At 54.0% G+C, this 20,376-nt stretch carries 22 protein-coding genes and 1 tRNA gene; 15 read left to right on the forward strand and 8 right to left on the reverse strand.

Annotated features, from left to right (window positions below):
* Positions 1-2 precede the first annotated feature (2 nt).
* The 7 genes from INF86_RS07180 (at position 3) to dinB (ending at position 5,862) form a co-directional block, all read left to right on the forward strand.
* Positions 3-1,238, forward strand: a complete 1,236-nt coding sequence (locus tag INF86_RS07180) for an NADH:ubiquinone reductase (Na(+)-transporting) subunit B (RefSeq protein WP_022647143.1) — start codon at positions 3-5, stop codon at positions 1,236-1,238.
* Positions 1,231-2,025 carry a Na(+)-translocating NADH-quinone reductase subunit C gene (locus INF86_RS07185; RefSeq protein WP_022647144.1) on the forward strand — a complete coding sequence of 265 codons (795 nt, stop codon included), beginning with the start codon at positions 1,231-1,233 and terminating at the stop codon, positions 2,023-2,025. The genes INF86_RS07180 and INF86_RS07185 overlap by 8 nt, the downstream gene beginning before the upstream one ends.
* Entirely contained in the window at positions 2,018-2,656 is a 639-nt protein-coding gene (locus INF86_RS07190; RefSeq protein ID WP_003863219.1) for an NADH:ubiquinone reductase (Na(+)-transporting) subunit D, read from the forward strand. Before INF86_RS07185 ends, INF86_RS07190 begins: the two co-directional genes overlap by 8 nt.
* Positions 2,657-2,662: 6 nt before the next feature.
* Positions 2,663-3,259, forward strand: coding sequence for an NADH:ubiquinone reductase (Na(+)-transporting) subunit E (gene nqrE, locus INF86_RS07195; protein ID WP_003863217.1), 597 nt, complete (start codon positions 2,663-2,665; stop codon positions 3,257-3,259).
* A 10-nt stretch (positions 3,260-3,269) separates the two neighbouring features.
* A complete protein-coding gene (gene nqrF / locus INF86_RS07200) occupies positions 3,270-4,493 on the forward strand; it encodes an NADH:ubiquinone reductase (Na(+)-transporting) subunit F (protein ID WP_015571374.1) in 1,224 nt (407 codons plus the stop codon).
* Between the two features lie 2 nt (positions 4,494-4,495).
* Positions 4,496-4,696: a (Na+)-NQR maturation NqrM gene (gene nqrM, locus INF86_RS07205; RefSeq protein WP_003863212.1), complete on the forward strand. Its 201-nt coding sequence runs from the start codon at positions 4,496-4,498 to the stop codon at positions 4,694-4,696.
* A 107-nt stretch (positions 4,697-4,803) separates the two neighbouring features.
* Complete coding sequence (gene dinB / locus INF86_RS07210; protein ID WP_032624796.1) at positions 4,804-5,862, forward strand: DNA polymerase IV; 1,059 nt, start codon at positions 4,804-4,806, stop codon at positions 5,860-5,862.
* A 55-nt stretch (positions 5,863-5,917) separates the two neighbouring features.
* On the opposite strand, the gene pepD is transcribed toward dinB, so the two are convergent.
* Positions 5,918-7,375, reverse strand: coding sequence for a cytosol nonspecific dipeptidase (pepD, locus tag INF86_RS07215; protein ID WP_154850724.1), 1,458 nt, complete (start codon positions 7,373-7,375; stop codon positions 5,918-5,920).
* Between the two features lie 258 nt (positions 7,376-7,633).
* Between pepD and gpt the strand changes: the two genes are divergently transcribed.
* The 3 genes from gpt to crl all read left to right on the forward strand — a co-directional run bounded on the left by gpt (position 7,634) and on the right by crl (position 9,899).
* Positions 7,634-8,092, forward strand: a complete 459-nt coding sequence (gene gpt, locus INF86_RS07220; RefSeq protein WP_003863205.1) for a xanthine phosphoribosyltransferase — start codon at positions 7,634-7,636, stop codon at positions 8,090-8,092.
* Between the two features lie 104 nt (positions 8,093-8,196).
* On the forward strand, positions 8,197-9,441 hold the full coding sequence (gene frsA, locus INF86_RS07225; protein WP_193543380.1) for an esterase FrsA: 1,245 nt from the start codon (positions 8,197-8,199) through the stop codon (positions 9,439-9,441).
* Between the two features lie 56 nt (positions 9,442-9,497).
* A complete protein-coding gene (crl, locus tag INF86_RS07230) occupies positions 9,498-9,899 on the forward strand; it encodes a sigma factor-binding protein Crl (RefSeq protein ID WP_193543381.1) in 402 nt (133 codons plus the stop codon).
* Between the two features lie 131 nt (positions 9,900-10,030).
* Here crl and phoE read toward each other — a convergent pair whose 3' ends face one another.
* Positions 10,031-11,083, reverse strand: a complete 1,053-nt coding sequence (gene phoE, locus INF86_RS07235; RefSeq protein ID WP_063151178.1) for a phosphoporin PhoE — start codon at positions 11,081-11,083, stop codon at positions 10,031-10,033.
* 305 nt (positions 11,084-11,388) lie between these two features.
* Between phoE and proB the strand changes: the two genes are divergently transcribed.
* The 4 genes from proB (at position 11,389) to INF86_RS07255 (ending at position 15,270) form a co-directional block, all read left to right on the forward strand.
* Positions 11,389-12,492 carry a glutamate 5-kinase gene (gene proB, locus INF86_RS07240; RefSeq protein WP_015571369.1) on the forward strand — a complete coding sequence of 368 codons (1,104 nt, stop codon included), beginning with the start codon at positions 11,389-11,391 and terminating at the stop codon, positions 12,490-12,492.
* An 11-nt stretch (positions 12,493-12,503) separates the two neighbouring features.
* Complete coding sequence (gene proA / locus INF86_RS07245; protein WP_126314631.1) at positions 12,504-13,757, forward strand: glutamate-5-semialdehyde dehydrogenase; 1,254 nt, start codon at positions 12,504-12,506, stop codon at positions 13,755-13,757.
* Between the two features lie 111 nt (positions 13,758-13,868).
* Positions 13,869-13,944 (forward strand) — tRNA-Thr (locus INF86_RS07250).
* A gap of 153 nt (positions 13,945-14,097) precedes the next feature.
* Positions 14,098-15,270, forward strand: a complete 1,173-nt coding sequence (locus INF86_RS07255) for an integrase arm-type DNA-binding domain-containing protein (RefSeq protein WP_193543382.1) — start codon at positions 14,098-14,100, stop codon at positions 15,268-15,270.
* Here INF86_RS07255 and INF86_RS07260 read toward each other — a convergent pair.
* Positions 15,267-15,455 (reverse strand): AlpA family transcriptional regulator, encoded by a 189-nt coding sequence (locus INF86_RS07260; RefSeq protein WP_000189281.1) that lies wholly within the window; start codon positions 15,453-15,455, stop codon positions 15,267-15,269. The genes INF86_RS07255 and INF86_RS07260 overlap by 4 nt on opposite strands.
* Entirely contained in the window at positions 15,452-16,852 is a 1,401-nt protein-coding gene (locus tag INF86_RS07265) for a DEAD/DEAH box helicase (RefSeq protein WP_232944554.1), read from the reverse strand. The genes INF86_RS07260 and INF86_RS07265 overlap by 4 nt, the downstream gene beginning before the upstream one ends.
* A gap of 58 nt (positions 16,853-16,910) precedes the next feature.
* Between INF86_RS07265 and INF86_RS07270 the strand changes: the two genes are divergently transcribed.
* Positions 16,911-17,663: a hypothetical protein gene (locus INF86_RS07270; protein WP_193543383.1), complete on the forward strand. Its 753-nt coding sequence runs from the start codon at positions 16,911-16,913 to the stop codon at positions 17,661-17,663.
* Here INF86_RS07270 and INF86_RS07275 read toward each other — a convergent pair.
* Genes INF86_RS07275 through INF86_RS07290 form a run of 4 tightly spaced genes read right to left on the reverse strand, consistent with a single transcriptional unit; the run spans position 17,617 to position 20,365 of the window.
* Entirely contained in the window at positions 17,617-17,886 is a 270-nt protein-coding gene (locus INF86_RS07275) for a VRR-NUC domain-containing protein (protein WP_193543384.1), read from the reverse strand. The two genes, INF86_RS07270 and INF86_RS07275, sit on opposite strands and share 47 nt — an antisense overlap.
* Positions 17,886-18,080 carry a hypothetical protein gene (locus INF86_RS07280; RefSeq protein ID WP_057781064.1) on the reverse strand — a complete coding sequence of 65 codons (195 nt, stop codon included), beginning with the start codon at positions 18,078-18,080 and terminating at the stop codon, positions 17,886-17,888. The genes INF86_RS07275 and INF86_RS07280 overlap by 1 nt, the downstream gene beginning before the upstream one ends.
* A complete protein-coding gene (locus INF86_RS07285) occupies positions 18,073-18,291 on the reverse strand; it encodes an ANR family transcriptional regulator (RefSeq protein WP_058685317.1) in 219 nt (72 codons plus the stop codon). Before INF86_RS07285 ends, INF86_RS07280 begins: the two co-directional genes overlap by 8 nt.
* Before the next feature lie 4 nt (positions 18,292-18,295).
* The gene (locus INF86_RS07290; protein ID WP_154051921.1) at positions 18,296-20,365 is read right to left on the reverse strand and encodes a DNA polymerase; all 2,070 of its coding nucleotides are present in this window, start codon (positions 20,363-20,365) and stop codon (positions 18,296-18,298) included.
* Positions 20,366-20,376: the final 11 nt, after the last annotated feature.

Genomic DNA, 20,376 nt, shown 5'->3' on the forward strand with positions numbered 1-20,376 from the left:
CCATGGGCTTAAAACACCTCTTTGAAAAAATTGAGCCGCACTTTACCGAAGGGAAGCTCAAAAAGTACTACCCGCTGTATGAAGCGACAACGACCATTTTCTACACGCCGGGTCTGGTGACGAAAGGCGCGGCGCACGTTCGCGACGCCATCGACCTCAAGCGAATGATGATTCTGGTCTGGTTTGCGGTCTTCCCGGCCATGTTCTGGGGGATGTATAACGTTGGGTTGCAGACTATTCCGGCGCTGCACCATATGTACGATGCAGAGCAGCTGGCGCAGGTGATTCAGTCTGACTGGCACTATCGTCTGGCGCAGTCGCTGGGGGTGAGCTTTGCGGCAGATGCAGGCTGGATCAGCATGATGACGCTGGGCGCTGTCTTCTTCCTCCCCATCTATATGACTGTCTTTATTGTGGGCGGTTTCTGGGAGGTTCTGTTCGCTATTATTCGCAAACATGAGATAAACGAAGGCTTCTTTGTTACCTCTATTCTGTTTGCGCTGATTGTTCCGCCAACGCTGCCGCTCTGGCAGGCGGCGATGGGGATCAGCTTTGGCGTAGTGATTGCCAAGGAGATCTTCGGCGGGACCGGACGCAACTTCCTCAACCCGGCACTGGCAGGGCGCGCGTTCCTGTTCTTTGCTTATCCGGCGCAAATCTCGGGCGACCTGGTGTGGACGGCAGCAGACGGATTCTCCGGCGCGACGCCACTTTCACAGTGGGCGGCTGGCGGCGGCGAAACGCTGGTTAACAATGCAACCGGACAGCCTGTCACCTGGTTTGATGCGTTTATTGGCAATATTCCAGGCTCCATCGGTGAAGTGTCTACCCTGATGATTTTGATCGGCGGAGCCATCATCCTCTTTGGCCGCGTGGCGTCCTGGCGCATTGTCGCTGGCGTCATGCTTGGGATGGTCCTCACCGCCACGCTTTTCAATTTCATTGGTTCAGACACTAACCCGATGTTCTCCATGCCGTGGTACTGGCACCTCGTGCTGGGAGGCTTTGCGTTTGGCATGATGTTCATGGCCACCGATCCCGTCTCGGCTTCGTTTACCGACAGAGGAAAATGGTGCTACGGCGCGCTCATTGGGGTGATGTGTGTACTGATTCGCGTGGTCAACCCGGCCTATCCGGAAGGGATGATGTTGGCCATTCTGTTTGCCAATCTGTTTGCGCCGCTGTTCGACTACCTGGTCGTGCGCGCCAACATTAAGCGGAGGAAGGCGCGTGGCTGAGATCAAAAATAACGACAGTATCAGCAAAACGCTGCTGGTGGTGCTGGTACTGTGTCTGGTCTGTTCCATTGTCGTGGCCGGTTCTGCCGTTGGGTTGAAACCGCTACAGCAGGAGCAACGTGCGCTGGATAAACAGCGTAACATCCTTGCCGTTGCCGGGCTGATGCAGGAAGGCATGACGAAGGATGACGTCGCAGCAGTGTTTGCCGAACGCATTACCGCACGGCTGGTGGATTTAAAAACCGGGGAGTTAATGGATAAAGACCCGGCGAAATATAACCAGGCGCTGGCGCTAAAAGATCCGCAGATGAGCACCATGCTTGACGCCTCGCAGGATCCGGCAGGCATTAAGCGCCGCAGCAATGTCGCGGAGATTTACCTCGTCCGCGACGAGCAAAAGCGCATCCAGGAAATCGTGTTGCCCATCTATGGCAACGGTTTATGGTCAATGATGTACGCCTTTGTGGCGCTGGATACCGATGGCCGTACGGTCAAAGGCATTACATATTACGATCAGGGCGAAACACCAGGGCTGGGGGGCGAAGTTGAGAACCCTAACTGGCGGGCACAGTTTGTCGGTAAAAAAGTGCTCGATGACAACGGCCAGCCTGCGCTGAAGGTGGTGAAAGGAGGAGCGCGTCCCGGTGATGAATTTGCCGTTGATGGCCTTTCCGGCGCTACGCTCACCTCTAATGGGGTGCAGCACAGCTTTGATTTCTGGATGGGTGAACTGGGCTTTGGTCCCTTCCTGAAGAATGTACGTGAAGGAGCGCTGAACAATGGCTGATACGGGTGAACTGAAAGAAGTTAAAAAGGTGCTGATTGGCCCACTTTTAGCCAATAACCCGATAACGCTTCAGGTGCTGGGCGTATGCTCGGCTCTGGCGGTAACCACTAAGCTGGAAACGGCGGTGGTTATGACGCTGGCGGTAACGCTGGTGACAGCGTTTTCCAGCATGTTTATCTCAATGATCCGCCACCACATACCCAACAGCGTGAGGATCATTGTCCAGATGGCGATCATCGCCTCGCTGGTGATCGTGGTTGATCAGCTTCTGCGCGCCTTCGCTTATGAAACCTCGAAGCAGCTTTCGGTGTTTGTCGGCCTGATTATCACCAACTGTATCGTGATGGGGCGCGCTGAAGCCTATGCGATGAAAATGCCGCCACTGGCGAGCTTTATGGACGGTATCGGCAACGGGCTGGGTTATGGCGTGATCCTGTTGACGGTTGGTTTCCTGCGCGAACTTATTGGCAGCGGCAAACTGTTTGGCATTCCGGTGCTGGATACGGTACAGAACGGCGGCTGGTATCTGCCGAACGGTTTGTTCCTGCTGGCACCAAGCGCATTTTTCATTATCGGTTTGCTGATCTGGCTGATTCGTACGCTGAAGCCTGAACAGCAGGAAAAGGAGTAACCGACGATGGCTCATTACCTGAGTTTATTTGTGCGCGCGGTGTTTGTTGAAAACATGGCGCTCGCTTTCTTCCTGGGCATGTGTACGTTCCTTGCTGTTTCTAAGAAGGTATCGACGGCATTCGGTCTGGGTGTGGCGGTCACTGTTGTGCTGGGGCTTTCCGTTCCGATTAACAACCTGGTGTTCAACTTCGTGCTTCGCGATGGCGCGCTGGTGGAGGGCGTTGATCTTAGCTTCCTGAACTTCATCACCTTTATCGGGGTGATTGCGGCGCTTGTTCAGATCCTGGAGATGATCCTCGATAAATACTTCCCGTCGCTGTACAACGCACTGGGGATCTTCCTGCCGCTAATCGCGGTGAACTGCGCCATTTTCGGCGGCGTCTCATTTATGGTTCAGCGCGATTACAACTTCAGTGAATCGGTTGTGTATGGTTTCGGTTCCGGTATCGGCTGGATGCTGGCGATTGTCACCATGGCGGGGATCCGTGAAAAAATGAAATATGCCAACGTACCTGCGGGGCTTCGTGGCTTAGGGATCACCTTTATCACCACCGGCCTGATGGCGTTGGGCTTTATGTCCTTCTCCGGTGTGCAGCTATAAGGGCTAAAAGATGGAAATTATTCTTGGCGTGGTGATGTTCACGCTGATAGTACTGGTGCTGTCAGGGCTGATCCTGGCAGCGCGTGCGAAGCTGGTGAATTCCGGGGATGTGATCATTGATATCAATGACGATCCGCAGAATCAGATCCGTACCCCGGCAGGGGATAAGCTGCTTAATACGCTCTCCGGCAACGGGATTTTTGTCTCGTCTGCCTGTGGCGGCGGTGGCTCCTGTGGACAGTGCCGTGTGACGGTGAAAGAGGGAGGCGGTGATATTCTGCCAACAGAACTGTCGCATATCACGAAGCGTGAAGCGAAAGAGGGCTGCCGTCTGGCGTGTCAGGTCGCAGTGCGCCAGAACATGAAGATTGAGCTGCCGGAGGAGATCTTCGGCGTGAAAAAATGGGAGTGCGAAGTTATCTCTAACGATAATAAAGCCACGTTCATTAAAGAGCTCAAGCTGCGCGTTCCTGAAGGGGAGAGCGTCCCGTTCCGTGCGGGTGGGTATATCCAGATTGATTGTCCGGCACACACCGTGGCGTATGCTGACTTCGACGTGCCCGAGGAGTACCGGGCCGACTGGGATAAATTTAACCTCTTCCGCTTTGTTTCCGAAGTAAAAGAGCCCGCGCTTCGCGCTTATTCCATGGCTAACTACCCGGAAGAGAAGGGCATTATTATGCTCAACGTGCGTATCGCCACGCCGCCGCCGAATGTGCCTGATGCACCCCCTGGCGTCATGTCGTCCTATATCTGGTCCCTCAAGCCTGGTGACAAAGTGACGATTTCCGGCCCGTTCGGCGAATTCTTTGCCAAAGACACCGACGCGGAAATGGTCTTTATCGGCGGCGGTGCGGGTATGGCGCCGATGCGTTCACATATCTTTGACCAGCTCAAACGCCTTGGCAGCAAGCGCAAGATCAGCTTCTGGTACGGGGCGCGTTCACTGCGCGAAATGTTCTATGACGATGAGTTTGAACAACTGGCACGTGATAACCCTAACTTTACCTTCCATGTGGCGTTATCCGATCCGCAGCCGGAAGATAACTGGACAGGTTATACGGGCTTCATCCACAACGTGCTGTATGAAAATTACCTCAAACAGCACCCGGCACCGGAAGATTGCGAGTTTTATATGTGTGGCCCGCCAATGATGAACGCTGCCGTGATTAAGATGCTAAAAGATCTTGGCGTGGAAGATGAGAACATCATGCTCGATGATTTCGGAGGCTGATTATGCTGACCTTTCTGGCGACCTTTGCGGTGTTTGTACTGGTGATATTCGGGATGTCCTTAGGCTGGATCATCAAGCGTAAAAGCATTCAGGGCAGCTGTGGAGGTATATCTTCCATCGGAATGGAAAAAGTGTGCGATTGTCCGGAACCGTGCGATGCGCGAAAAAAACGGATGGCTCGCGAGCAGCAACGCATTATTTAGTCTTGTATGTCGGGTAAGGCAACGCCGCCACCCGACAATTCCCACGCACACTTCTCAACCCTCATTTGTTTACTGTATACTTATCCAGTAATGAGTGAGGGCTTACTATGCGCAAAATAATCCATGTCGATATGGACTGCTTTTTTGCCGCAGTGGAGATGCGTGACAACCCGGCGCTGCGGGATATTCCCATCGCCATTGGCGGCAGCCGGGTTCAGCGCGGTGTCATCAGCACCGCCAACTATCCTGCTCGCAAATACGGTGTGCGCAGCGCCATGCCGACAGCGATGGCGCTAAAACTGTGCCCGCATCTCACTCTTTTGCCCGGACGTTTTGATGCCTATAAAGAAGCATCGAGCCACATTCGGGAGATCTTCTCCCGCTACACCTCTCTGATTGAACCGTTATCGCTGGATGAAGCCTATCTGGATGTCACCCACAGCGTGCACTGCCACGGCTCCGCCACCCTGATGGCGCAGGAGATCCGCCAGACTATTTTTAACGAGCTGAACCTGACGGCATCGGCAGGCGTCGCGCCGATAAAATTTCTCGCCAAAATCGCCTCCGATTTAAATAAGCCCAACGGCCAGTACGTCATCACCCCGGAAGAGGTTCCGGCGTTTTTAAAGACGCTGCCGCTCAGCAAAATCCCCGGCGTGGGTAAAGTCTCCGCCGCGAAGCTGGAAAGTATGGGGCTACGCACCTGTGAAGACGTTCAGCGCAGCGATCTGGCGCTGCTGCTTAAGCGTTTTGGTAAGTTTGGCCGCGTACTGTGGGAACGCAGTCAGGGCATTGATGATCGGGATGTGAACAACGAACGGCTGCGTAAATCGGTCGGCGTTGAACGCACGCTGAGCGAAGATATCCATGACTGGACAGAGTGTGAAACCATTATTACGGAACAACTCTATCCTGAGCTTGAACGACGCTTACTGAAGGTCAAACCAGATCTGCTTATTGCCCGGCAGGGCATCAAACTGAAATTTAACGATTTTCAGCAGACGACGCAGGAGCACGTCTGGCCACGCCTCAACAAAGAGGATCTTATTGCGACGGCAAAAAAGGCATGGGAAGAGCGGCGGGGCGGACGAGGGGTAAGGCTGGTGGGGCTGCACGTCACATTGCTGGATCCGCAGCTGGAGCGTCAGCTGGTGCTGGGACTGTAGATTAGGCTAATCGTAGGCCCGGTAAGCGAAGCGCCACCGGGCATCAAACGGCTTATTACTTAACAGGGATTGCTTTCAGCAGCTCAGTCAGCAGCGTCCAGTAGTGACCGACGCTTTCAATGTGAACCTGCTCATCCGGGGAGTGTGGCCCCGTGATGGTCGGCCCGATGGAGACCATGTCCATATCCGGATACGGTTTCTTGAACAGACCACATTCCAGACCCGCGTGAATAACCTGAATGTTCGGGGTGCTGTTGAACAGTCTCTGATAAGTTTCACGCACCAGTGCCATGACCGGAGAACTTGCATCCGGCTGCCAGCCAGGGTAGCTGCCTTTTGCAGACGTTTTCGCGCCCGCCAGGGTACCCAGAGATTCCAGCATGCTCACAACGTACTCTTTACCGCTGTCGATCAGGGAACGGATCAGGCAAATGATCTCTGCGCTGTCGTCGCCCATGATCACTACGCCCACGTTCAGGGAGGTTTCAACCACGCCTTTTGCGACGTCAGAATTGCGGATCACGCCGTTTGGCGTTGCGTTCAGCAACTGGACGAACGTGTCACGAGACTGAGTGGTCAGCGCGGCTTTATCCGTTGTAACGGACTCCAGTACCACCGTCAGGTTTTTCTCTTTCTCAGACAGCTCGTTTTTCAGGATATCCAGATACAGGCTGGAGAGGTTTTTCAGTTCTTCCGCTTTCGCCGCAGGCACAGCCACGGTCGCGAAGGCTTCGCGAGGGATCGCGTTACGCAGAGTGCCGCCGTTGAAGTCCACCAGACGCAGATCCAGTTCAGCGGCATGGCCCGCCAGGAAACGCGCCAGCAGTTTGTTGGCGTTGCCCAGGCCCAGGTGAATATCACCGCCGGAGTGACCGCCTTTCAGCCCTTTCAGCGTCAGCTTAAAGGTCTCGAAACCGGCAGGAATCGCTTCGCGGGACAGCGGCAGGGTAGAGATGAAATCGATCCCGCCCGCGCAGCCCATGTAGATCTCACCTTCTTCTTCGGAGTCGGTGTTGATCAGAATGTCCGCTTGCAGCCAGTTTGCCTGGAGACCGAACGCGCCATCCATGCCCGCTTCTTCAGTCATGGTCAGCAGCACTTCCAGCGGACCGTGTTCAACGCTGTCGTCAGCCAGCACGGCCAGCGCGGAAGCCATACCAATACCGTTATCTGCGCCCAGGGTCGTGCCGCGCGCCTTCACCCACTCACCGTCGATGTACGGCTGAATCGGGTCTTTTGTGAAGTCGTGAACGGTGTCGTTGTTTTTCTGCGGAACCATGTCCAGGTGCGCCTGCAATACCACTGGCTTACGGTTTTCCATACCTGCGGTGGCAGGTTTGCGGATGAGAATATTGCCAACCTGGTCGCGCTCAGCGTGCAGACCTTTTTCCTTTGCCCAGCCCATAATATGTTCGGCAAGCTGTTCTTCGTGATAGGAAGGGTGCGGAATGGAGCAGATTTTGGCAAAAATATCCCACAGCGGCTGTGGAGATAATTGAGACAGTTCAGACACGATAGGTCTCCTTGTCGTTGCGCTGCAAAACAATGTTGCAGGTCACTGGGTTAGCAGGTTAATCGTTACCACAAGACGGGCTTGCGAGATGCATCTGAGAATACCACTTTCTCCCGTGGCTGGTAGCATTAAGCATGTAAAAACTCAGGCTCATGGCGCGTAACACTGGTTTTTAGTGCGTCAGATCTCTATAATCTCGCGCAACCTGGTTCACCCTCATTTTTTTAAGCCGTATATAAACAGGCTGGGACACTTCACATGAGCGAAAAATACGTCGTCACCTGGGACATGTTGCAGATTCACGCACGCAAACTGGCTGCGCGTCTGATGCCTTCCGAACAGTGGAAAGGCATTATTGCCGTCAGCCGTGGCGGTTTGGTACCGGGGGCGCTGCTGGCACGTGAGCTGGGTATTCGTCATGTCGATACCGTATGTATCTCCAGCTATGACCACGATAACCAGCGTGAGCTGAAAGTGCTGAAGCGCGCGGAAGGCGACGGTGAAGGCTTTATCGTTATCGACGATCTGGTGGACACCGGCGGTACCGCTGTGGCTATCCGCGAAATGTATCCAAAAGCGCACTTCGTCACTATCTTCGCGAAACCAGCGGGTCGTCCCCTGGTTGATGATTACGTCATTGATATCCCACAGGATACCTGGATTGAACAGCCATGGGATATGGGCGTGGTCTTCGTACCGCCTATCTCTGGCCGTTAATTTCAGTACGTAACTTTACACGCCCGGTTATGCCGGGCGTTGTTCTTTTTACCCTGCCACGCGTTACAATGGTCTCCAAGTGATGTATCCATGGAGGCAACGCAATGGCGCAGGCGAATCTCACCGAAACTCTTTTCAAACCCCGTTTCAAGCACCCTGAAACCTCGACGCTGGTGCGTCGGTTTAATCCGGGGACCATGCCTGCTGTACAGTCAGCGTTAGATGGTAAAAACGTGCCCCACTGGTACCGCATGATTAATCGCCTGATGTGGATCTGGCGCGGTATCGACCCGCGCGAAATCCTCGACGTGCAGGCGCGTATCGTGATGAGCGAGTCTGAGCGCACCGACAGCGATCTCTACGACACGGTGGTGGGCTACCGTGGCGGGAACTGGATCTACGAATGGTCAAAGCAGGCCATGCTCTGGCAGCAAAAAGCGAGCCAGGAAGAAGATGCCACTCTCAGCGGCAAACACTGGCTGCATGCGGCAAACCTTTACAGCATCGCTGCATACCCGCATCTGAAAGGAGACGAACTGGCGGAGCAGGCCCAGGCGCTGGCAAACCGGGCTTATGAAGAGGCCGCCCAGCGGCTGCCTGGCCGGATGCGTGAAATTGAGTTCGCCATTCCCGGCGGTAGCCCGGTGACTGGATTCCTGCATATGCCGGAGGGGGAAGGCCCGTTCCCGACGGTTCTGATGTGCGGCGGCCTGGATTCGTTACAAATTGATTATTACAGCCTGTATGAGCGCTACATTGCCCCAAACGGGATCGCCATGCTGACGCTCGATATGCCATCAATTGGTTTTTCATCCAAATGGAAACTTACGCAAGACTCCAGCCTGCTGCACCAGCATGCATTAAAAGCGCTGGAGAATATCCCCTGGGTTGACCATACCCGGGTAGGTGCGTTTGGCTTCCGCTTTGGCGCTAACGTCGCGGTACGGCTGGCCTACCTTGAATCTTCCCGCCTGAAGGCCGTCGCCTGTCTTGGCCCGGTAGTGCATGCACTGTTAAGCGATCCTGCGCGTCAGGGTAGCGTTCCTGAAATGTATCTGGACGTGCTGGCGAGCCGACTTGGCATGCATGATGCTTCAGATGAAGCGTTACGCATTGAACTTAATCGGTATTCATTAAAAACGCAGGGCTTGCTGGGCCGCCGTTGCCCAACCCCGATGATGTCCGGTTTCTGGAAGAACGATCCATTTAGCCCGGAAGAGGAGTCACGCTTAATCACCTCGTCATCTTCGGATGGCAAATTGCTGGAGGTACCCTTCAGCCCGGTGTACCAAAATTTTGACAAAGCGCTTAAAGAGATCACACGCTGGATCACGCAGAGATTGTGTTAATAGTTTGCTAAATTTCGTTGGTTTGGTAAAACAGTGCTTCACAAAAGGAGATCGCAATGACGTTACCGAGTGGACACCCGAAAAGTAGACTGATTAAGAAGTTCATGGCTCTTGGCCCGTATATTCGAGAAGAGCAGTGTGAAGAGAATCGCTTTTTTTTCGACTGCCTGGCTGTTTGCGTCAACGTGAAGCCTGCACCCGAAAAACGTGAGTTCTGGGGCTGGTGGATGGAAATGGAAGCACAGGAAAACCGTTTTACCTATAGCTATCAGTTTGGCCTGTTTAATAAAGACGGGCACTGGCAGGCGACGAGCATCAAAGATCAGGAAGTGATCGATCGCCTGGAGCATACGCTAAAAGAATTTCACAGCAGAGCTCGCGACCTGCTGGCAACGCTGGATCTGAAGCTGGAGCCTGCGGACGATTTTTCCAGCGAAGCGGTGAAACTGAGAGCCTGATGATGTCACAGCGCCGGGTGGCGGCTACGCCTTACCCGGCCTAAAAACGTATTACTCCGTAGGTCCGGTAAGCACAGCGTCACCGGGCACAAAAAAACCGGCTCAGCGCCGGTTTTTTTATTACCACAACATCAGAACTGGTAGGTCATGCCCAGCGCAACGATATCATCGCTGCTTACGCCCAGTTTATTATCGTCATCGATCTGGTTGATTTTATAATCAACAAACGCAGACATGTTTTTGTTGAAATAATAGGTTGCACCTACATCGATGTATTTCACGATATCTTCATCGCCAATGCCTTCGATATCTTTGCCTTTAGACTGGACGTAACCCAGAGATGGGCGCAGACCAAAGTCAAACTGATATTGCGCAACCACTTCGAAGTTTTGCGCTTTATTTGCAAAGCCACCGGAAATAGGGGCCATATTGCGGGTTTCAGAATAGAGAGTGGCCAGATATATATCGTTGGCATCATATTTCAGACCGGTCGCCCAGCCTTCTGCTTTTTTACCTTCGCCGCGTGCCTGAAGGTTTTGCTCATTGGTGCGATCGGAGTTGGCATACGCACCAATCACAGAGAAATCGCTGCCGCCAAAGTCATAGCTCAGGGAGGTACCGAAGCCGTCGCCGTTTTGCTTCTTCACGTCGCGGTTTTCATTTTTACCCTGGTATTGCAGGGTCATATTAAGACCGTCAACCATGCCAAAGAAATCGGTATTACGGTATGTAGCCAGACCGGAAGCGCGTTTCGTCATGAAGTTATCGGTCTGCGCCAGGCCGTCACCGCCGAACTCCGGGAACATATCGGTGTATGCGGCGACGTCATACAGCGCACCCAGGTTACGACCGTAATCAAAAGAACCAAAATCTTTCAGTTTAATACCCGCAAATGCCAGGCGCGTTTTTTGAGAAGAGTCGCTTTCTGCTTTGTTACCCGCGAACTCTGCTTCCCAACGTCCGTAGCCCGTCAGCTGATCGTTAATCTGCGTTTCACCCTTAAAGCCAAATCGAACGTAAGTCTGGTCACCATCCTTCGCGTCATCATCACTGAGGTAGTGCATTGCTTTTACTTTGCCGTACACGTCCAGTTTATTACCGTTTTTATTATAAACTTCCGCTGCGTGAACAGATGTGGATGCAACTACGCCCATTACCACTAATGCCAGAGTGCTCTTTTTCATTTTCAATCCTGATTTTATAAAAACGCGCTAATATTCGCTGAGCAATAAGATTCAACTTATTACCCCGTGAAAAACAGGAAGGGTTTTATCGTTAGTGGGTGAACGTTTTATGACAAAGTAAGAATATGTCTAAAAAAGTATGTTTTAATTTTTCGGTAATAAAATTGTCAAAATCTGCCGCTACGCTTCCTGATCCCGCGCAACAAAGTGACGGGTGATGTGCTAAGGCAGTTGGCAACGGGGCTGACACCTGTTAAAACGTCTGACTGACATCATTTTCCCTTATTGTTGAACGGCAGAGAATCATGAGTGACAGCCAGACGCTGGTGGTAAAACTCGGTACCAGTGTGTTAACAGGCGGATCACGCCGCCTTAATCGTGCCCATATCGTTGAGCTTGTACGTCAGTGCGCTCAGTTGCATGCCGCAGGGCATCGTATTGTGATTGTGACCTCCGGGGCGATTGCCGCCGGGCGTGAACACCTGGGCTACCCCGAACTCCCCGCGACGATCGCCTCCAAACAGCTGCTGGCCGCCGTAGGACAAAGCCGACTCATACAGCTCTGGGAACAACTGTTCTCCATTTATGGCATTCACGTCGGGCAGATGCTGCTGACGCGTGCGGATATGGAAGACAGGGAACGTTTCCTGAACGCCCGCGATACGCTGCGCGCGCTGCTGGATAACCATATCGTTCCGGTCATCAACGAAAACGACGCTGTTGCCACCGCTGAAATCAAAGTAGGCGACAACGATAACCTCTCTGCGCTGGCGGCGATCCTGGCTGGGGCCGATAAGCTGCTGCTTCTGACCGATCAGCAGGGGCTGTTTACCGCTGACCCGCGTTCCAATCCACAGGCAGAACTGATCAAAGACGTTCACGGCATTGACGATGCGCTGCGTGCCATTGCGGGAGACAGCGTTTCTGGTCTTGGGACAGGCGGTATGGGCACCAAGCTCCAGGCTGCGGACGTGGCGTGCCGGGCCGGTATCGACACCATCATTGCCGCGGGCAGCCGTCCGGGCGTGATAGGTGATGTGATGGAAGGCATCTCTGTGGGCACACGCTTCCACGCCCAGGCGTCCCCGCTGGAAAACCGCAAACGCTGGATCTTTGGCGCGCCCCCGGCTGGTGAATTGACCGTGGATGAAGGCGCGACCGCCGCTATTCTGGAAAGAGGAAGCTCGTTGCTTCCAAAAGGAATTAAAAGCGTGACAGGCAACTTCTCGCGTGGTGAAGTGATCCGAATCCGTAACCTTGAAGGTCGCGACATCGCTCATGGCGTAAGCCGTTATAACAGCGACGCGCTGCGTCGGATTGCTGGCCACCATTCCCAGCAGATCGACGCCATCCTGGGCTATGAATATGGCCCGGTTGCCGTGCATCGCGACGACATGATTATTCGTTAAGGAGCCAGAACATGCTGGAACAAATGGGCGCAGCTGCGAAAGCCGCCTCGTATAAACTGGCGCTCCTTTCCAGCCGCGAGAAAAACCGCGTGCTGGAAAAAATCGCTGATTATCTGGAATCCCAGTCGCAGGAAATTTTGCTCGCCAACGAGCAGGATCTGCTGGAAGCGCGTCGCAACGGCTTGAGCGAAGCGATGCTCGACCGTCTGGCATTGACCCCGGCGCGTCTGAAAGGTATCGCCGATGACGTCCGTCAGGTGTGCAACCTCGCCGACCCGGTAGGGCAGGTGATTGACGGTGGGGTGCTCGACAGCGGGTTACGCCTTGAGCGTCGTCGTGTGCCACTCGGCGTCATCGGTGTGATTTACGAAGCGCGTCCAAACGTGACGGTGGATGTTGCCTCCCTATGCCTGAAAACCGGTAACGCCGCTATCCTGCGTGGCGGGAAAGAGACCTGGCGCACCAACGCCGCGACGGTAAACGTCATTCAGCAGGCGCTGGAGGAGTGTGGTTTACCGGCGGGTGCCGTGCAGGCGATTGAAAGCCCCGACCGTGCGCTGGTCAACGAGATGCTGCGCATGGACAAATACATCGACATGCTGATCCCACGCGGCGGCGCGGGCTTGCACAAGCTGTGCCGTGAGCAATCTACCATTCCGGTGATCACCGGTGGTATTGGCGTATGCCATATCGTAGTGGATGACACCGCGGAGGTAGAACCTGCGCTGAAGATTATCGTCAATGCTAAAACTCAGCGTCCAAGCACCTGTAATACGGTGGAAACGCTGCTGGTGCATCAGGGCATCGCCAGTACCTTCCTGCCAGCGCTGAGCAAGCAGATGGCGGAAAGTGGCGTTACGCTGCATGCGGACGAGAAGGCTCTCGCCCTGCTGAAAGACGGTCCGGCAAAGGTCGTTCCGGTTAACGCGGAAAAGTACGACGATGAGTATTTGTCGCTGGATCTGAACGTGAAGGTAGTTGCGGATCTCGATGATGCTATTGCGCACATTCGTGAACACGGAACCCAGCATTCTGATGCGATCCTGACGCGCACCCTGCGCAATGCCGATCGTTTTGTGAATGAAGTGGATTCGTCTGCGGTTTACGTGAATGCCTCGACGCGCTTCACCGATGGCGGCCAGTTTGGTCTGGGCGCGGAGGTGGCGGTGAGCACTCAGAAGCTGCATGCCCGCGGTCCGATGGGGCTGGAAGCACTGACCACCTACAAGTGGATCGGCTTCGGTGATGATACCATTCGTGCGTAAATAATCGCGGGTGATGCAAAAATAGCCGTTTGATTCAAAAGGGCATTGACGCATCACCCGGTTAGATCTACTCTTTTGCCCCGTGGTTACGCTCGTAACCGGCCTCTCAGGGCCGATATAGCTCAGTTGGTAGAGCAGCGCATTCGTAATGCGAAGGTCGTAGGTTCGACTCCTATTATCGGCACCATCATTTCATCCAGCATCATCCTCAAATGTCCATTTTTCCTTGTTTTTCGCGGTGTTGGATGTTCTATCTGTCCGCCGTTATCCACCTTTTACCGTTGCAATCCAAATTTAAAACGGGTACATAAACGGGTATCTGAGTTTGAGGCGGGTACCTATGAAACTAAACGCGCGACAGGTCGAGACGGCAAAGCCTACCGAGAAAGACTATAAGCTGCCGGACGGTAACGGGCTTATCCTGCTGGTGAAAACCAGCGGGGCGAAATACTGGCGCTATCGTTATACCTTCGCCGGTAAAGAAAAGATGCTGGCGCTCGGTGTGTATCCGGTTGTTTCGCTAGCGGCCGCTCGCGAAAAACGAGACGAGGCCAGGCGGAACGTTGCAGCAGGTGTTGACCCGGTGAAGGTCAAAAGCCATGCCGCAGCTGCGGCAGCAAAGACGATCACGTTTAAAGAGATTGCCACAGAATGGCACGAATTCAAGAAGCCGCGCTGGTCGCCTGGCTATGCCTCTGACATTCTCGAAGCGTTCAATAAAGATATCTTTCCAGCAGTTGGACGATTGCCTGTTGCTGAGATCGAACCGGTCCAGATGTTGACGGCGCTGCGTAAAATTGAGAATCGCGGCGCAACCGAGAAAGCAGCCAAAACACGTCGGTGGTGTGGTGAGGTGTTCAGCTATGCAGTTGCGACCGGGCGCGCGAAGTATAACCCCGTCAGCGAACTGAACAGCGCAATGACCGGGCATAAAGGAGAGTCCTTCCCGTTCCTGACGGCTGAAGAACTGCCCGATTTTCTCGCGGCGCTTGAGAGTTACAAGGGGAGCCCGCTCCCCCGGCTGGGGTTGCAGATCATGATGCTGGCAGGGCTGCGTACTTACGAACTGCGGCATTCAAAATGGGAATGGATAGATTTCGATAATCGGCTGTGGGAGATACCCGCCGAATTTATGAAGATGGATCGCCCGCACCTGGTACCGCTCTCCGATCAGCTTGTTGTCTTGCTGAAAGAGCTGCACGGTCTGACAGGTCGATACGTGAATATGTTTCCGGGCAGGAATGATCCGTCAAAGGTCATGAGCGAGAACACAATAAACAGGATGATCCACACGCTGGGTTATAAGGGGAGGGTAGTAGGGCATGGCTTCCGGCATACATTCAGCACTATCCTTAACGATAAAGGATTCAACTCTGACTGGGTTGAACTCCAGATCGCTCACGTGGATAAGAACATTATACGCGGGGTTTATAACCATGCCCTGTATATGGAAGGGCGTCGGGAGATGATGCAGTGGTATGCGGATTATATTGACCAGCTGCGTTTGATTTAAAGAAACTGTTTTTTCCACTCTTCGACCTCGCCGCGTACCCAGCGGGAGGTTCGGCTCCCGAGCTTCTTAGGCTTCGGAAACTCGTTATTACTGATGCGCTCATAAATACTGGATTTTTTCAGGCCAACAGAGCGCTCAACCTCTTTGATGTTAATCAGGTCAGTGTCAGAGATAACCGGTGTCATGCTATACCTCTCTTTTTCATGGCATCGAGCAGGATGTCCTGCACTGTTCGTTTTGAGTTGCGCCGCTCCATCACCATTTCGTCCATAGTGTCGGCAGCGATAATGTGGTGAATAAACACCAGGCGGTTGTGTCCGGCTTGAATCTGCCGGGTGGGCCCGATGCGTTCGATAATTTGCTGGTACTGCTCCAGATCCCACCAGTGCGAGAAAAACACCAGTATGTTCCCGCCGTCCTGCATATTCAGGCCGTGGCCTGCGCTGGCCGGGTGTGCGAACAGGACAGGGATTTTCCCGGCATTCCAGTCGCGTAGCGTCTGTGGATCTTGGTCGAGGTGGCGACCGCGAGGAAATGCTTTAAGCAAACGCTCGAGGTCGTGTTTCCAGTGGTAGGCCACCAGCACCGGTGCGCCAGCCGCTTCGGTGAGAATGCTGTCCAGCGCCTGGAGCTTCGCGTCGTGCAGTTCTGACCAGCTTCCGGCGTCGTCGGTGTACACCGCACCGCTGGCAATTTGCAGACACTTCATCGTCTTTGCCGCGGCGTTTGGTGCTTCGATGCCTTCGCCGTTCAGCTCGAGGAACATTTCCTTTTCCATTTCGCGATACTGCTGGCGGGCTTTCGGCGGCATATCTACGCGGATCACGTTATGGATGGGCTCTTTGATGTCGAACCAGTCGGCGGCATCGAGGGAGATAGTCACGTCGGCCAGCGCCCGCTGTATTTCGCTCTGCGAATGGGCGAACGGCTCCAGTTTCGTACAGCTCTGCCCCGGAAACTGTATTGAGTTGAACCAGCGGGAAGTAAACGCGCCGTAGGTGCGCCCGAGACGCTGCCCCTGATCCACAAACCACGCTTGCCCCCACAAATCTACCAGACCGTTCGGCGCTGGCGTACCGGTGAGATTCATCCACCGCCGGACGTGCTTATGTGCCACCTTGCCTAGCGCCGCCGCGCGCTTACCTCCACCTCGTAGCCGGAAAGATTTCAGCCGGGTGCTTTCGTCGGGGATGACGGTACCGAACGGCCAGCGGCCGCCCAGCTCTTCCACCAGCCATATCAGATTGTCGTAGTTGATGGTAAACACGCTCGCGTTGCTGTTCGCCAGCGCCGCGGCGCGCGCCTTAGCGTTACCAACAATCGGCTGCACCTCGATATTGCGCAGGTGCCCCCATTTCACCGCTTCATCCGGCCATGTGCTGGCTGCCACTCGCAGCGGTGCGAGGACTAGCGCGGGCTGCGTCTCCGCTCCTGCCATGAAGAGATCTTCCAGCGTGGTGAGCGTCGCCACGGTTTTACCCATGCCCATGCCCGCCCAGATGTTGCAGCGCAGAGTATCGATTTCGTGGTTGATGATGAGGTTTTGATAAAGGCGGGGGGTGAAAGTCTTGCTTGATAAGATCACATAGCCTCCTTGTGTTATTATGCAAATTACCATTCCCCATTAGATTGTATTTGCCATGGAAGAATTAAAGAAAGCATTAAAAGGTAATTTCCCATTAGTAGCTATTTTGACATCGGTAGGGTATTTGGTATCTTATTTTTATCAGTTGTCGATAGCTAACTACTATGGATACCCAGAGGAGTATATAGCGTTCGATCTCGATGTTTTATTGCGAACTTTTGCTTATTTCTTTGCTCTTGCGCTTATTATCTTTGCACCTATGCTGCTATACCCTTCATCTATGAGTAAAGGGTGGTTGGTATTAATATTTGGGATTATTTTAATATCATTGTATCTAAGGGTTTTTTCTGCCGTTAACCCCTTTTCTTTCTTCAATGATAAAAAAGCAATCGGCATGAGTACCATATTTGGTTACGCAACAGTACCCATATTGTCTTTTTATATTATTCTTTCCTACTTCGATGATATTAAGCATCCCAAGTCTGGTGTTTTTGTATTGGTTGTTTCTGCTTTTCTTCTTAATACAGGACCTAACCTTATAGGTTCCTTTTCGTCGTACGCTAAATCACAGTACTTTCAATTAAAACAAGATGAAAAATACGTGTTATTAAGCTCAAATGGCGGGCGTATGATCTTTGGTTCTTGCGATTCCTCTGGCGTTAGTTTTTTACTTAAAGACGTTTCGTCAGTAGGTGAGTTGACTTCTATTAAATCAAAAGAACAGTTAAATAAAATTCGTGATTGTTTTTTCAATCGCGATTTCAAACAATTCCCTCCAGATTTTTGCTATCCAGTACTACCACGGTAAAGCCCAGCGCGCGCAGCCTTTCGTGTTCGCGCAGCTGGTCGGAGCGCGGTGGTTTGCCTGGTGCTTTGCATTCGACAAAGACGAGACGGCCGCCGGGGAGCAGGACAATACGATCTGGTACCGAGCGGCGACCGGGTGACACGAACTTAAAGGCTACCCCGCCAGCCTTTCTCACTTCGGCGACGAGGTGCTTTTCGATAAGGCTTTCACGTTCATAGGCCATTATTTTTCACCTTCCTGCTTTTTGCGTTTCTTCATGCAGGTAGCGCAGTTCTCAGGGTGTTCATGCCATTCATCAATCCTGATGCCAGTGAACATCCATTTACCACATAGTGATATGGCTTCCCCCGAATTAAAGAAATGCGCTTTTTTCGACAGAGCGGGAAAACCCCACCCCTTATTGTCAATGTTAGGCATCGTCCACCGCCTTACGCTTTTCGCGCATGTTCTGCATCAGGCAAAAATCAGACCGGCGTTCGCTCCAGTCCTGATTAAGTTCGTTACGTGATTCGCGGTTGGCTTTGGACCAGACCTTTGCCGCCCGGTCATATTCGCCGGACTGCTCAAGGCGCAAAGCCTCCCGCGCAGTCCGGTAATAAAGCGGACTGTCCCGATATTTAAATGACATAGGGTTAATCCTTACGGTAGTGATACGCCTCGAAGCCGCCAGCGTTCAGCGGGATGTCGGGCGCCCATTCGGGGTTAGTGGAGAGCAGCGCGGAGAGCGCTTTATCGTTGAAATCGTCAGTGTCCGGCGCTTCGGTGATCACCTCATCGTGTACCGTCAGCACAATGCTGTAACCGGCATCCTCGATCAGCGGCATGTTTCCGGCCAAAACGTCGCGGGCGGCCGCCTGAGTGACGTTTTCCACCAGCTTTCCGCCGTAGGTTTTGAGCCGCTGCCATTTGCGCGAGTAGGAGTTAACGCCCTGATAGGTGATGTTTCCCTTCTCGATGGACGGGGAGGGGTAGCAGAGTGCGCGCCCGGACGGCAGCTGGATGCGCAGCCATGCGCCATCGCGGCGGACTTTCAGATAGCCGCAGTACAGCGTCTTTTTCGGTGTAGCGATGGCGGTGCGGACGGTGCGCTCAAGCTCGTACCAGAAATCGCAGGTCGCGGGATGCGCCCGGCGCCAGAGACGTTTGAGCGAGTCACATGCGATGAATACACGCTCGGACAGGCCAAAGGTCGATTTACGTTTAACCGATTCGTCGTACCAGCTTTTCGCCTCGCGGATGACATCACGGGGGATATTCGGCAGCGCGGCGTTCGCCAGCTCGTCGAGGTCGAGACCGTAGACCAAGGCGAAGGTAAGAAATGCCGCAACACCCCCGCCGAAGCCGAGGCCCAGCTCCATCACCTTGCCGATTTGGCGCTGGTATTTATCAACATCGTCCGGCGAGATATTGAAGGCGCGGGCGTAGGCCAGTTTATACAGATCCGGTCCGGTCCCCTCGTCGTACTCCCGGAATGCGTCCAGCTTCCACTGCTCGCAGGCAAGCCAGGCCAGTTTTCGCCCCTCGATATTCGACAGGTCGCTAACCACCAGCTTTTTGCCTTCCGGTGCCATGATGCAGCCGCGCAGCGCCGAGCTGGTCAGCTCCATGATGTTATCGAAAAGCAGATCGGCGCATCCGGCTTTCAGCGCCTCGATACCCTCGTCTATCTGGTCCTGCTCGAGTGAAGGGCGGGGCAGGTTCTGAGGCTGGAATAAACGCCCGGCCCAGCGCCCGGTACGCGATGCGCCACAGAACTGCAGCGTGCCGCGCAGACGACCGTCACTGCTCACGCCCTTCATCAGCGATTTGTACTTGCTGGTGCTGGTGCTGGTGGTGCTGGCCTGCAGGCGAATAGCCAGCAGCTCTTTCACCGCCGACGGCAAATCAGGATCCGCCATACGGCGCTCCAGTGTGCTGCGCTGCATGTCCGGCAGCTCCACGCCGTAGGATTCAACAATGTGCTTAATCAATGCATCGCGCTGCGTGGCCGCCTGCACTTCGCCGTCGGTCATCGCCTGCGTGCGTTTCGCCAGGCTTTTTTGTTCGAGGTCTACCGCCTCGATCGCCGCCTGCGCGAGCTCCACATCCATGCAAACGCCTCGGTCGTTGATCTGCTGGTCACGATGCCATAGCGCCAGCTCTGCACCCTTATAATTCCACTTCGGCAGGCGCTTATGCACTTCGCGCATAGCCTCGATATCCAGCCCGGCGTAAGCTACAAAGCGCCGCCATTCTTCCGGGTGGGTTTTGCTGGTGGCCCGGCGTAGTTTGCTGTTCTTCGGGCGTGGCTTACAGAACAGCTGGATCAGCGCCTTACCTTCTTTATCCTTCGCCTTGTCCTGCGGGACGCCGAGCACCTCGCAGAGTGCGCCAAGTGCGCCGGGGAGGCCGTGAGCCAGCGCCTGCACCATTGTGTCGCGCCAGCGTGTTACATCAGGGGCCAGCCGCGGTATTGCATGGCGCAGCACCGTGCGGTCGAAGTGCGAATTGTGGAAATAAAGCAGGGTATCGGGGTCGGCGATAGCCTTCTGAAGCCTGCCAGGGATAGGTTCGCCAGCAGTAAGATCCCAGACGCTGACAGGCTCGTCGCCGATGGCCCAGGCAAACAGCATCACCTCGACACCTTCCGCATAAGCGTGCGTGCCGTTCGTGATTGGTTTTTCGCAATAGGTTTCCAGGTCACCCCATAGTATATTATGCATAAGTATCCTTC

It is taken from the genome of Enterobacter cloacae complex sp. I1M, assembly GCF_014982425.1.
Taxonomy (GTDB): domain Bacteria; phylum Pseudomonadota; class Gammaproteobacteria; order Enterobacterales; family Enterobacteriaceae; genus Enterobacter; species Enterobacter intestinihominis.